At 43.5% G+C, this 12,987-nt stretch carries 12 protein-coding genes; all 12 read right to left on the bottom strand.

Annotated elements, in window-relative coordinates; translation table 11 throughout:
• Positions 1 to 91: 91 nt before the first annotated feature.
• Entirely contained in the window at positions 92 to 817 is a 726-nt protein-coding gene (locus MHB62_RS08950; RefSeq protein WP_003245732.1) for a GntR family transcriptional regulator, read from the bottom strand.
• A 143-nt stretch (positions 818 to 960) separates the two neighbouring features.
• Positions 961 to 3,324, bottom strand: coding sequence for a DNA translocase SpoIIIE (spoIIIE, locus tag MHB62_RS08945; protein ID WP_015252077.1), 2,364 nt, complete (start codon positions 3,322 to 3,324; stop codon positions 961 to 963).
• A 130-nt stretch (positions 3,325 to 3,454) separates the two neighbouring features.
• Positions 3,455 to 3,667 (bottom strand): TepA modulator TepJ, encoded by a 213-nt coding sequence (gene tepJ, locus MHB62_RS08940; protein WP_032721570.1) that lies wholly within the window; start codon positions 3,665 to 3,667, stop codon positions 3,455 to 3,457.
• On the bottom strand, positions 3,664 to 4,401 hold the full coding sequence (tepA, locus tag MHB62_RS08935) for a translocation-enhancing protein TepA (protein ID WP_003245712.1): 738 nt from the start codon (positions 4,399 to 4,401) through the stop codon (positions 3,664 to 3,666). Before tepA ends, tepJ begins: the two co-directional genes overlap by 4 nt.
• Before the next feature lie 115 nt (positions 4,402 to 4,516).
• Positions 4,517 to 6,184: a ribonuclease J2 gene (rnjB, locus tag MHB62_RS08930; RefSeq protein ID WP_003231875.1), complete on the bottom strand. Its 1,668-nt coding sequence runs from the start codon at positions 6,182 to 6,184 to the stop codon at positions 4,517 to 4,519.
• A 177-nt stretch (positions 6,185 to 6,361) separates the two neighbouring features.
• The gene (gene dapA / locus MHB62_RS08925; protein ID WP_003245816.1) at positions 6,362 to 7,234 is read right to left on the bottom strand and encodes a 4-hydroxy-tetrahydrodipicolinate synthase; all 873 of its coding nucleotides are present in this window, start codon (positions 7,232 to 7,234) and stop codon (positions 6,362 to 6,364) included.
• A 30-nt stretch (positions 7,235 to 7,264) separates the two neighbouring features.
• Positions 7,265 to 8,479 (bottom strand): aspartate kinase, encoded by a 1,215-nt coding sequence (dapG, locus tag MHB62_RS08920; RefSeq protein WP_015483233.1) that lies wholly within the window; start codon positions 8,477 to 8,479, stop codon positions 7,265 to 7,267.
• A gap of 91 nt (positions 8,480 to 8,570) precedes the next feature.
• On the bottom strand, positions 8,571 to 9,611 hold the full coding sequence (gene asd / locus MHB62_RS08915; RefSeq protein ID WP_032721567.1) for an aspartate-semialdehyde dehydrogenase: 1,041 nt from the start codon (positions 9,609 to 9,611) through the stop codon (positions 8,571 to 8,573).
• 125 nt (positions 9,612 to 9,736) lie between these two features.
• Complete coding sequence (gene dpaB / locus MHB62_RS08910; RefSeq protein ID WP_003231884.1) at positions 9,737 to 10,339, bottom strand: dipicolinate synthase subunit B; 603 nt, start codon at positions 10,337 to 10,339, stop codon at positions 9,737 to 9,739.
• 2 nt (positions 10,340 to 10,341) lie between these two features.
• Positions 10,342 to 11,235 carry a dipicolinic acid synthetase subunit A gene (gene dpaA / locus MHB62_RS08905; protein WP_003231888.1) on the bottom strand — a complete coding sequence of 298 codons (894 nt, stop codon included), beginning with the start codon at positions 11,233 to 11,235 and terminating at the stop codon, positions 10,342 to 10,344.
• Between the two features lie 185 nt (positions 11,236 to 11,420).
• Positions 11,421 to 11,678, bottom strand: a complete 258-nt coding sequence (locus MHB62_RS08900; protein WP_003231890.1) for a YlmC/YmxH family sporulation protein — start codon at positions 11,676 to 11,678, stop codon at positions 11,421 to 11,423.
• 77 nt (positions 11,679 to 11,755) lie between these two features.
• Positions 11,756 to 12,985, bottom strand: a complete 1,230-nt coding sequence (locus MHB62_RS08895; protein WP_003245717.1) for a pitrilysin family protein — start codon at positions 12,983 to 12,985, stop codon at positions 11,756 to 11,758.
• Between the last annotated feature and the right edge of the window lie 2 nt (positions 12,986 to 12,987).

The raw sequence follows: 12,987 nt of genomic DNA, 5'->3' as shown, positions 1-12,987 counted from the left end.
CCTTATATATTGCGTTAACCGGAATGAAAGTATGTACAAAGAAACATGAATCAGGGCAAATAAAAAAACAGACACATACAGGCGTCCGTTTTTAGAATCGTTTACGCAAAACATGAAATCTGAATTTATCTGCTCTAAAATAATTTAAAGAATAAAGCACCGGTTTATCGTGCTGATCGTAATGGGTTTGTTTTAACAGCAAAAGGGCTGTTTCCGGATCGCATTCAAGTACTGGAGAAATGGTATCGTGATAGCCGATCGGTTCTATATCAGTTACTGCATAGCTGATTACGGAGCCTGAATTTTTCTCAAGCAGGTCAAACATAGATTCTTGCTGATGAGAAAAAGAATTCGGCAAAATATTCATCGGAATTTTGTCTATACAATATACAATCGGCTGTCCGTCAGCTGTCCTGACTCGTTCAAGGTAAAAAAGTTCTTGCCCTTCTGCCAAATGAAATCTCTTCGTATCATCTTCAGACGGCATAAGTACTTGTGATGATAGAAAAATCGTGCCAGGGGTCATATTCGCCTGTTCTATCATCTTGGTTACACTGTTCAGCTGTTCAATGCCCGAAAGAAATAACGGCTTAGAATGGACAAAAGTGCCTACACCATGCCTTCTGATAATCACATGCTCTTCTTCCAGTATCCGCAAGGCTTCTCTTAGCGTCGCTCTGCTGACACCAAGCTTTTTGGAAAGCTCAAATTCAGAAGGCAGCTTTTCCTTCTCAGTGTAGATCCCATTTTTTATATCCTCTTTAATTCGTTCAATTACTTTCAAATACAAGTGCCGATTATCAGCTTTTGTAGACATGTTTCCCCTCCGTAAACCACTTTCGATAAAAATTATTGAACAATTGGGACAACTATATCATGTTTTGTCGAAAAAATAAATAGAAAGGTGACCAGTTTACATAATGCTATTATTGACGACTACAGAAAGCGGAACTCCCTTCATTAAGAAGAGAGCTCATCATATTTCTCTTTTGATAATAATACTTCCCTAGGTTTGCTGCCTTCATACGGTCCGACAACACCGCGTTCCTCCATTGCGTCAATCAGGCGCGCCGCTCTCGTATAGCCGATTCTGAATCTTCTTTGCAGCATTGAAACAGATGCCGTCTGCATGCCGACGATTAATTCAACAGCTTCATCATAAAGTTCATCAGTAACCTCGGAATGAGTTTCTGTTGTCTCCTCAGGAATCATTTCTTCTTGATATTGCGCTTTCTGCTGCGTAATCACATGGTCGACGACCTTCTCCACTTCGTCATCCGACAAAAATGCTCCCTGCACACGGACAGGTTTGTTAGCCCCTACAGGTAAAAACAGCATATCGCCGCGGCCAAGAAGCTTCTCAGCGCCACCCATGTCAAGAATGGTCCTTGAATCCGTCTGTGAAGATACGCTGAACGCGATTCGTGACGGAATGTTCGCTTTGATCACCCCTGTGATAACATCCACCGATGGCCGCTGTGTCGCAATAATAAGATGGATGCCGGCAGCCCGCGCCATTTGGGACAATCTCGTAATCGAATCTTCCACATCAGATGAAGCGACCATCATGAGATCGGCTAGCTCGTCCACAATGACAACAATATAAGGCAGCTCTGGCTGTTTCGCTCCTTCTTCATTGTTGGCGCGTTTTATATAATCATTGTATCCTTCAATATTTCTTGTACCCGTATGAGAAAATAATTCGTACCGCCGCTCCATTTCATTGACAACCTTTTTCAAAGCCTGCGACGCTTTTTTCGGATCGGTTACAACAGGAGCAAGCAAATGCGGAATCCCGTTGTAGACATTTAGCTCTACCATTTTAGGATCGATCATCATCATTTTCACTTCATGCGGTTTCGCCCGCATTAAAATACTTGTAATAATGCCGTTGACACAGACACTTTTCCCGCTACCGGTTGCGCCTGCGACCAAAAGGTGGGGCATCTTGTTTAACTCAGCCAATACAGCTTCACCTGAAATATTGCGGCCGAGTCCAATTAACAGCTTCGCATCCGGTCTGTCATTCAATTTAGACTCCAGCACTTCTTTCAGCGAAACCATTGCCACTTCTGCGTTTGGAACTTCAATTCCGATTGCTGATTTGCCTGGTATAGGCGCTTCGATCCTGATATCCTTCGCAGCAAGCGCAAGCGCTAAATCATCGCTTAAATTGACAATTTTGCTAACCTTCACTCCGACATCAGGATATACTTCATATTTTGTTACGGCCGGTCCGAGATGAACCTGTGTGACTTTCGCCTTTACGCCAAAGCTTTGGAATGTGCGTTCAAGCTTTCTCGCATTTTCATAAATATTCTTTTTATCAGCCTGCTGGCCGGTATGCTTCGGATCTGCCAGCAAATCCAGTGACGGCATCTCGTAATCCTTATTTTCGAGCTCTGTAAAGGTCATAGGAGGAGCAGAAACAGTTTCCTGATCACCTGTCTCCGGTTGGATGTCCTGAAGCGGCTTCGACACAGGTTCGGCGCGCTTTTCTATAACTGGAGACTCTTCCTCTTCATTACGATCAGAAAAGCTTGAGATAATCGGCTCTGAATGAATAAGAGGCGATACTGTTTCATAATCCCCCTCTTCATCAGGAGGCTCCGGTTCCATTTGCTGTTTTTTGCGGGCCGGTTTTTGTTTTTTGCTCGGCGCTTTCGTTTTTTTCGATGACTGCATATTTGATTTGAAGGATTTCATATCATCAATAAATGCTAACCATTGTTCTTTTATAAAACGTCCAATCGGGCTCATCCACTTTTTTAGCGTTTCTTGCAGCGAGCGTCCAGTTACTAAAATCATTCCGATCAAAATCATGACAATTGCCATGATCTGAGAACCAGTCGACGCAAACAAAAAGTGTGAAGCCGCAAACAGCAGCGCACCGATCATCCCTCCGCCTAAATCAGGTGAAGCAGAGCTGCCATTCATGTCCATTAAAAACAATTCCCACGTATTGCGCACCACGCTTGCGGACTCAATAGACCCTTTGTGCGTCAAATTTTTAAATAGCTGCACGTGAGAAAGCAGCAATATGCTTGCGATGATACAGTACAACCCGGCCTTTCGTCTCGTTAAAAGGCTTGGGGTTCTTTTCTTCCAAAACAGTGAGACTCCTAACACCAATAAACCTAACAAGCATAAAATAAACCACTCTCCAGCAAAAAAGCGGAACAAATAGATAAACGTTTGCCCGACTACCCCCAGCTGCAAGATTGCGATAATTGAAATGGCTATACACAGCAATCCGTTGAGCTCGTATTTTATATTGAGCTGTTTCGCCTGTTTTTTTCTTGATTTTCGTTTTTTCTTTGCCACACTCATCACCTTACTGCGTTAAAAAATGTAAGTTCATACATAATGAAGAAAGCAGCCGTTTACAGGCTGCGTTTTTTCTGTAGGATTCCCCTATTATAGCATATTTTGCCCTTAAAAAAGGGTTGGATTCTTATACGTTTAATTTCAGCTTTTGTCCCGGTGAAATGTCCGGATGCAGAAAATGCATTGGATTGGTGCTCATGATTTGAATGACTTGCGCTTCATTCCCTTTCATTTCGACTAGAAGCGGTACACCTTTATATTCAATTTGCTCATGTGCGCTTTTCTTTTGGTTCTGTTCTGCAAACACAATTTCCTGCGGCATCACGGTATAAAGAATCATTGAATCATCCGTCCTTCTTCTTTCCTTGCTTCATCGATGAGCTCATTCAGTTTATTGATTGCCTGTCCGACACCGCCTGCGTGATCGATCAATCCGTATTTAACTGCATCCTTACCGACCACATTTGTTCCGATATCGCGTGTTAAGTTTCCTTTTGAAAACATTAGCTCTTTAAACTTCTCTTCGGTTATATTGGAATGGCTTGTGACAAATTTAACAACTCTTTCTTGCATCTTATCCAGGTATTCAAACGTTTGCGGCACCCCGATGACCAGCCCGGTGAGCCTAACTGGATGAATCGTCATCGTTGCTGTTTCGGCGATATAGCTGTAATCACAGGATACAGCTATCGGAACGCCGATGGAATGTCCCCCGCCAAGCACGATAGAAACGGTCGGTTTCGATAAAGATGCAAGCATTTCCGCTATTGCAAGACCAGCTTCAACATCTCCTCCGACAGTATTTAATATGATCAGCAAGCCTTCAATTTTAGGATTTTGTTCAATTGCCACAATCTGCGGGATGACATGTTCATATTTTGTTGTTTTGTTTTGCGGAGGAAGCTGAACATGGCCTTCAATTTGTCCGATAATGGTCAGACAATGAATATTTGTATCTTGGGGCAGCTGTGGAAGCGTCGTTTCACCAAGCTGCTGTATTTTATTCATAATGCTGTCCTTCGCATCATTTTTTTCAGGACGCTCTTCTTCTGTGTTTTCCATACGATGATCCATCTCGCTTTCATCCTTTCCGAGTTTCTCTTTGTATTATGAACAAAGATACTTCATTCAATCCCGGCTTGAAGGACAAAAAATAAAGACCGGAGCAGCTCCGGTCTTTAGTCAGTCATTATACTTCCATAATAATTGGGATGATCATCGGTTTACGTTTCGTTTTTTCATAAAGGAATTGGTTCAAAGCATCCCGCATTGCCTGCTTCAACGTTGACCATTCGACATTTGATGTTTCAGTCGCTTCTGTCACGATGGACCGGACAAGCTCAGTAGCCTGTACGATAAGACCTTCAGACTCTCTTACATAAACAAAGCCGCGAGTGATAATTTCTGGTCCTGATACAAGATGTTTCTTTTGTTTATCAAGTGTAATGACAACGATTAAAATTCCGTCCTGTGAAAGCAAGCGACGGTCTCTCAATACGATATTGCCGATATCACCGACACCTAAACCATCAATTAAAATATTGCCATAAGGAACTTTATCCCCAATTTTTACGTTTTGGCCGCGGAATTCAACGACGTCGCCTTTTTCAATTAAGAAGATGTCACTGCGCTTCATGCCGGTTTCTTCAGCGATTTTTGAATGAGCTTTTTGCATTCTGTATTCGCCGTTTACAGGAATCAAATATTTTGGTTTAAGCAGGTTGATCATCAGCTTTAACTCTTCTTGTGAGCCGTGGCCTGATACATGAACACGCTTTTGGGCAAAGATGACTTGTGCACCGGCTCTCGCAAGAAGATCTACTGTTTTAGAGTAAATGAGTTCCTGCCCGGGAATCGGAGTTGACGCAATGACCACCGTATCCCCTTCTTCAATGTTCAGCTGTTTGTGAGCTTTGTTTGCCATTCTTGTCAAAGCAGCTAATGGTTCACCTTGGCTTCCGGCTGTAATAATGGCCACTTCGCGCTTCGGATATTTTTTGACATCCTGTACAGAAATAAACAATTCATCATCTGCTTCAATGTATCCTAACTTTCTCGCCAGCTGCAGGACAGATTGAAGATTTTTTCCGGCTACGGCAATCTTTCTGCCATTTTGAGCCGCTGCATGAATGACTTGCTGAATCCGGTTAATATTGGATGCGAAAACAGCAATAATCACCCGGTTCTGTGAATTATACAGCGCATCCGAAATTTCTCCGCTGACAGCCGCTTCCGAAGGGGTGTAACCCGGCCGTTCCGCATTTGCACTGTCAGAAAGCAGAGCGAGCACGCCGCTATTGCCGATCTTGGCGATCTCGCCAATGTCGCACGTCTGATTAAGTGCAGGTGTTTGGTCAAATTTGAAGTCTCCCGTGCATACAATAGATCCAAGTGATGTTTTAAAGCTCACACCTACAGAATCAGGAATGCTGTGAATCGTTCTAAAGAACGATACTTTTGTTGATTCAAATGTAATGACAGATTTTGAGTGAATTTCTCTTAAATCAGTTTTTCGGTTATGTCCGTATTGTTTTAATTTCTCTCTTAACAGTGCAAGCGTCAGTTTTGTTCCGTACACTGGAACGGACAGCTTGTTTAATAAGTAAAAAACGCCGCCGATATTTTCATCGTGCCCGTGCGTTAAAAAGATTGCCTTGACGCGGTCAGCCCGTTCAATCAAATATGATATGTCAGGAATCACTACATCAATACCGAGCATTTCGTTTTCTGGATGCATAAGGCCGGCATCAACCACAAATATGTCTGAGTCAATTTCAATGACATAAAGGTTCTTCCCAATCTCTCCGACACCGCCAAGGGCGATAATTCTAACGTTTTCTGTATTTTTCTTTTTCAAAATCTATATCCTCCTAGTCTCATACCCGTCCATCATCACTTGTTCCTATTATAACTGAAAGTAAATTTAGAAAACAAGATAAAGCAGAAGGTTTAGGGAAAACCAATATGTAAAAGAAACGGTCAAACTCAGCTGAATGTGAGAATGACCGCGTTTGTTTCACTGTATGAAATTTTCTTACAGTTCGCTGATCGTGCTGCTTAAGCTCAGACGTTCATCCTCAGTTAACGGGACTAGAGGCAGACGCACAGAACCGACATCAAGACCTCTCAGCTGAAGCGCTGTTTTGACTGGAGCAGGATTAGGCGCTTTAAACAGTTCCTTCATAATCGGCAGCAGTTTCTGATGAATCAGTGCCGCATTAGCTGTTTGCCCATTCGTATAATTTTTAATCATTTGCTGCATATCAGTGCCTGCAATATGGCTCGCCACTGACACAACTCCTCTTCCTCCAACTGAAAGAATTGGAAGCGTCAGAGCATCATCCCCTGAATAGACATAGAAGTCTTCAGGTGTTTCAGCAATAATTTTTGTAATCGCTTCGAGGTCTCCGCTCGCTTCTTTAATCGCAACCACATTCGGAATGTCTGCCGCCAAACGGATCGTCGTTTCAGGAGCAAGAGAAGCAACCGTACGGCCAGGAACATTATAGAGCATAACCGGTAGAGATGTCTCTGCCGCAATTGCTTTAAAATGCTGGTACATTCCTTCTTGAGAAGGTTTATTGTAATACGGGGTAACAAGCATAACAGCGTCCACGCCCGCTTCCTCAGCTTTTTTTGTCAGCTTAATGGAATCTTTCGTGTTGTTGCTTCCAGTACCAGCGATAACGGGCACCCGTCCGTTTACTTCTTTTACTGTATATTCAAAAAGCGCAATTTTTTCTTCAGTTGAAAGGGTCGGAGATTCTCCAGTTGTTCCCGCTACTACTAAAGAATCCGTTCCGTTTTTCAACAAGTAATCAATCAGTGTAGACAGTTTTTGAAAGTCTACGTTCCCTTTATTATCAAAGGGTGTAATCATCGCTGTAGACACATTTCCGAAATTCATTTTATTCACCTCATCATGATTCAATCACATTTACTTCGAAAGTTCAAACACTTCATGCAAAGCGTTTACAGCAGGAACCATATCCGCTTCATGGACGAGCACCCATATCGTCGTATGGCTGTCAGCCGACTGAAGGATCGGAATTTCTTTTTCTGAAAGAGCCGATACAATTTTGGACGTAACACCGGGAACACCCATAATGCCCGCGCCGACCGCCGATACCTTCGCGCAGTTTCTCGTCACCATTGGATCATAGCCCATATCCATTAAAATACGCTGAGCTGTTTCTGTTTTATTTCCGGCTACCGTATAGACGATTTCACTAGGTGTAATGTTAAAGAAATCGACACTGATTCCAGCATTTGCCATAGCCTTGAACACTTCAGTCTGAACGTTATACTGGCCGATTTTCGCAGGCACTTTGAACTGCGTGACATCTTTGACATGGGCGATTCCCGTAATCAGCCTTTCAAAAACATCACTGCCGACCTTGGAAGAGTGATGTGATGTCACCAATGTACCTTTATCATTCGAATAAGTCGAACGGACGCGGATCGGAACCTTGGCCTGCATTGCGATTTCCACAGCACGCGGATGAATGACCTTGGCCCCCTGATACGCCAGGTTGCAGATTTCTGTATACGTCACAACAGGAAGCGGTTTTGCATTTTCCACCACTCTTGGGTCAGCAGTCATCACGCCTTCTACATCGGTGAAAATATCGATGTATTCCGCATCAACAGCTGCTCCGAGTGCGGCTGCAGACGTATCGCTGCCCCCTCTGCCGATTGTTGTTGTATCACCCTTTTCAGTTGCGCCCTGGAAGCCTGCGACGACTACCGCATCATGATTGGCGAGCACACTGAATAAACGCTCCGGTTTCATTTCAATGATTTTTGCATTGGTATGCTGATCATTCGTTAAAAAGCCAGCCTGAGCCCCTGTCAGCGCAGCTGCTTTCACACCGTTATCAAGCAGCATGCTTGTAAAGACGACAGAGGAAATAGTCTCTCCGCAAGATAAAAGCAAATCCTGCTCCCTAGGAGAAATCGCTGACTGATCGCCGTAAAGCAGCCCGAGCAAAGAATCTGTTGCATACGGGTCTCCTTTTCGGCCCATCGCTGAAACGACAACGACAACCTTATATCCTTCACTGATTGCTTCTTTAATATGCCCTAAAGCCAGTTTGCGGCCTTTATCATCTTTTACTGATGTTCCGCCGAACTTTTGAACAATTATCTTCACTGTTTTCACTCCAAATTATTCGGACGTAACAGAAGAGAGCAGGCTGATAGCGCCTTACTCTCTTCTATTCGTCTTTAGAAAATTCTCTCTTTTATACGAGGTTTAGTTTTTTCAGGCTTTCTGCAATTTGAACAGAGTTCCATGCCGCGCCTTTTAATAGGTTATCAGAAACAACCCATAAATGAAAACCGTTTGCTCTGTCCAAGTCTTTGCGGATGCGGCCCACAAACACATCGTTTTTGCCGACAGCATCAGCAGGCATCGGATAAAGCTGCTGGCTTGGATCATCCTGTAGTGTCACGCCCGGAGCTTCTTTCAATAGATTTTTAATATCTTCAACTGTAGCGTCATCACGGTCTATTTCGATGTAGACGGACTCTGAGTGCCCAGTTTGGATTGGCAGTCTCACACATGTAGCAGCTACTTCAAGGTCAGGCATATGCATGATTTTTTTCGTTTCATTTATCATTTTCATTTCCTCAAACGTATAGCCGTTATCTTGGAATTTATCGATTTGCGGAATCGCGTTGAAGGCGATTTGATAGTGTTTTTTGTCACCTTTTACAGGCATGATCTCAGGCTCTATTTCTTCTTTATTTAAAATCGCCTGTGTTTGGCTGTAAAGCTCTTTTACAGCTTCATTACCCGCTCCTGATACTGCCTGGTAAGTTGATACGATGACCTTGTTTAAGCCATATGCTTTGCGGATCGGTTCAAGTGCCGCAACCATTTGGATTGTAGAGCAGTTTGGATTGGCAATAATGCCGTTGTGTTCATGCAAGTCTGCCTCATTCACTTCTGGCACAACAAGCGGTGTATTTTCATCCATGCGGAACGCGCTCGTATTATCTATAACAATAGCGCCGCGTTTTACAGCTTCTGGTGCCAATGCTTGTGATACGCTTCCGCCGGCGCTGAACAAAGCAATATTTACCCCTTCAAAGCTCTCAGGAGAAGCTTCCTGAACAGTCAGCTCTTGGCCTTTAAACGTGACTTTTGTCCCCGCAGAGCGTTTTGAAGATAGCAATGTAAGTGTGTCCATTTCAAAGTTTCTGTCTTCAAGTGTTTTAAGCATTTGTTGTCCCACAGCCCCTGTCGCTCCGACAACAGCTACGTGTAAACCTCTTCCCATCTGTAAAACTCCTTCCGCCAATCAGCTTCATTGAATTGATTTGACTATGATTTTACGTTTTATTTTACCATAGAATATGCGGGTGATGACCGAATTTTTTAGTTTGGGAAAGATTTTCTGTAAATTTAGTCATTTCCCTGATAATTCTCAACTAGAATCGGCTGAAGCTGCTGGTGCATGAGTGCCTTTTCAATCGTTTGCGGTAGCAGATCCATTTTGGCTACCATTGAATTCGGTTTTTTAAATGGATCGTCTTGCCCGAATGGAATAAAAAAGATATTTTTTGTTGACATGAGCCTCATTAAATTTGTTCCGTTTAAACCAAGAGCATCATTTGTCGAGATACCCAGAACGACAGGCCGATTGTTTCGGATTGTCGCTTTTGCCGCCATCAGCACCGGGCTGTCCGTCATGGCATTTGCCAGCTTGCTCATTGAATTGCCTGTTAAAGGCGCAATGACCATGCAGTCAAGGGGCAGCTTCGGCCCAAGAGGTTCTGCCTTTACAATCGAATCAATGGCCTCATATCCAGTCAGGTCTTCAATTTTTTTAACCCATTCTGCGCCCTCTCCAAATCGGGTATTTGTGGATTTCACATTAAATGTGACAACCGGACGGACTTCAGCTCCTTCGTTGACCAACGCCTCAATTTGCGGGAAAACCGCTTCATATGTGCAATGCGACCCGGTCAGCCCAAACCCGATTCTTTTTCCTTTTAATGACGACATCCTTATTTCCCCTCCTCAGCTTGTATTTCAGCCAAAAGCTTGCTCAAGACGTTTGCAAGGATTTGCCCAGCTGTTTTAGGAGCGACAATCCCTGGAAGCCCGGGAGCAAGAAGTGCTTTAATCCCTTGTTTCTCGGCATATTTAAAATCCGTTCCCCCGGGACGTGAGGCCAGATCCAATATTAAGGTTTTTGGTGTCATGCTAGAAAGTACCGTTTGATTTAAAATCATACTCGGTATGGTATTAATGCAAATATCTATATCTTTTACATGCTCTTTCAGCTCATCGGTATGAAAAGGAACGAGCCCCATTTCAGTGATACGTGCCAGATGCGCTGAACTTCTTGCCCCCACTTTTACATTCGCCCCGAGCGCGGCAAATGTACGGGCAATCGTCATCCCGGTGCGCCCCAGACCGAGAACGGCCACCTGTGATCCGTGTATCGTATAATCCGTGTGCTGAATAGCCAGCATGATCGTTCCTTCTACTGTCGGAATAGAGTTGTATATCGCAATGTCATCCCGCTCAAACAGTTTTACAAGTTTTCTTTTTGCCTGAGCTGCAATGTTTTCTAAATAGGCGTTAGAAATTCCTGAGAAAATGACACAATGTGCAGGCGTTCTGTCGAGATGGTCCTGTTTTAACACAACTTCTTCATTAGAAAATACAGTTGATACGACACCTTCTCCTGTTGTCGCGGATACTGGAAGAATGATGCTGTCTATTTGCTGAAAAGGAATTTCATCAATATTGCATTTTACTGCCCCGGTAAAACCGTGATCCAATTGGTCAAAACCGACAAGATAGATGTCAGCCTGCTGTTCAGTGAGCTTTCTTATAATTTCGAGCTGTCTTGCGTCACCGCCGATAACTGCAATTTTCAATCCGGTTAACATTCTAAACGTTCACCTTCTTTGTATATACTGGATCTCTAGTTGTTAAGCTCCCCTTCATCTTATGATCAAAAGGAAATACCGGTGAATATAAAAGATGCGCTTTTTCCATATAAAAAAACATCGGCTCCGGCAGCCGATGTTTCAGATGTTTTCTTTAGAGCCCGCTTCACAGGCAATTGGGCTATTTACTCTTGTCGAGGAGGCATTTCCTCAGGTACATCTAATATAATCATATCTGAACCGATCTTTTGAATATGGTGCCATGGGACACGAATGTCATGACCTTGCTTTCTCAAACCAAACCACTTAACTGTGGGAATGAGGAGTGCTGTAATCTGTCCATCCTGTTCATTGATTTCCAAATCGGTCTGGCCGAGCACTCCGAGCCGTTCAGCTCTTTTGATGTCTACAATTTCCTTTCCTGATAATTCACTGAGCCGCATGTCTGTCACCCCCTTGTACTATGTATGATGAAAGGGATTAAAAAATGCCTGCTCCATTATGGAGCAGGCTTTCCTTTTTAAGACGGCATATTGCCGGAAGGGCTGATAAGTGCTAATGCATAGTCTTCGGTAAACAATTGTCTGGCAAGGCCGTTAACACGCTCTAAGTTCACGGCGTTTAATTCATTGATGATTTCATCTAATGTTTTATGTTTGCCGAGCAGCAGTTCATTTTTTCCGTTTCGGCTCATTTTGCTGTTTGTGCTTTCTAAGCTCAGCATTAAGCTTCCCTTCATTTGCTCTTTGCTGTTTTCCAGTTCTTTCGAGGTAATGCCGTCACGTTTTAATGTGGCAAGGGTTTCTTGAATTGTTTCCGACAGCTGCTGAAGCTGATTTGCCCCCGTTCCGCCGTAAATCGTTAGCATTCCGCTGTCCTCATATGAGCTGTGATAGCTGTAAACAGAATAAGCAAGTCCTTTATCTTCACGCACATCTTGGAACAGCCGGCTGCTCATGCTGCCTCCGAGCACATTATTGAGGACGATTAAATCATAAATACGTTCATGGCCAACCTCTAAGCCTTTAAATCCAAGGCACAAATGAGCCTGCTCTGTTTCTTTTTTTCTCGTCAGTTTTTCCGTGTGGAACTCAGGCTTCTCAAGGCCTGTTGCTTTACCTTTCGCCTCGTATGACCCGAACCATTTTTCTACATCTTTGATAAAACTGTCAGATATATTGCCCGCTACCGAAATCACCACTCGGTCCGGCGTATAGTAATCATGCATGTATTGTCTGAGAGAGTCACCGTTAAAGGAAGCAAGCGTTTCTTCCGTGCCTAGAATTGGGTAGCCTAAAGAATGATTGCCGTAAGTGGCTTTGCTCAATAAATCATGTACAATGTCGTCCGGCGCATCTTCATACATTTTAATTTCTTCATATACTACATTTTTCTCTTTTTTCAGCTCGTTTTCATCAAACGTTGAATGAAAGAACATATCTGCTAATACGTCCAGCGCGTAATTCGCATGCTCGTCAAGCACCTTTGCATAGTAGCAGGTATATTCCTTTGAAGTAAACGCATTGACCTGGCCGCCAATACGATCAAAAGATTCTGCTATCTCGCGTGCAGATTTTGTGCTCGTCCCTTTAAAGAACATGTGCTCTAAAAAGTGAGAAATTCCGTTTATCTCCGGCGTTTCATGTCTCGACCCTGTGCCGATCCATACGCCGATCGCAACAGAACGGACTGTCGGATTATTTTCCAGCACAATTCTTACACCATTTTGACACGTATATCGTTTAATCAAAT

It is taken from the genome of Bacillus sp. FSL K6-0255 (assembly GCF_045040725.1).
Classification (GTDB): Bacteria; Bacillota; Bacilli; order Bacillales; family Bacillaceae; genus Bacillus; species Bacillus subtilis.
Note: the sequence above shows the minus strand (reverse complement) of the source record. Positions and strands in the feature narration are given on the sequence as shown.

Excerpts from the sequence above, each read along its gene's own strand:
- tepJ (WP_032721570.1), bottom strand. The coding sequence starts at position 3,667 with ATGATTCTTTATACCGTGATGCCGCAGGAAATTGTGTTTGCAGAACAG.
- MHB62_RS08900 (WP_003231890.1), bottom strand. The coding sequence starts at position 11,678 with ATGCGGCTCAGTGAATTATCAGGAAAGGAAATTGTAGACATCAAAAGA.
- asd (WP_032721567.1), bottom strand. The coding sequence starts at position 9,611 with ATGGGAAGAGGTTTACACGTAGCTGTTGTCGGAGCGACAGGGGCTGTG.
- dpaB (WP_003231884.1), bottom strand. The coding sequence starts at position 10,339 with ATGTCGTCATTAAAAGGAAAAAGAATCGGGTTTGGGCTGACCGGGTCG.
- tepA (WP_003245712.1), bottom strand. The coding sequence starts at position 4,401 with ATGGATCATCGTATGGAAAACACAGAAGAAGAGCGTCCTGAAAAAAAT.
- dpaA (WP_003231888.1), bottom strand. The coding sequence starts at position 11,235 with ATGTTAACCGGATTGAAAATTGCAGTTATCGGCGGTGACGCAAGACAG.
- MHB62_RS08950 (WP_003245732.1), bottom strand. The coding sequence starts at position 817 with ATGTCTACAAAAGCTGATAATCGGCACTTGTATTTGAAAGTAATTGAA.
- dapA (WP_003245816.1), bottom strand. The coding sequence starts at position 7,234 with ATGAATTTCGGAAATGTGTCTACAGCGATGATTACACCCTTTGATAAT.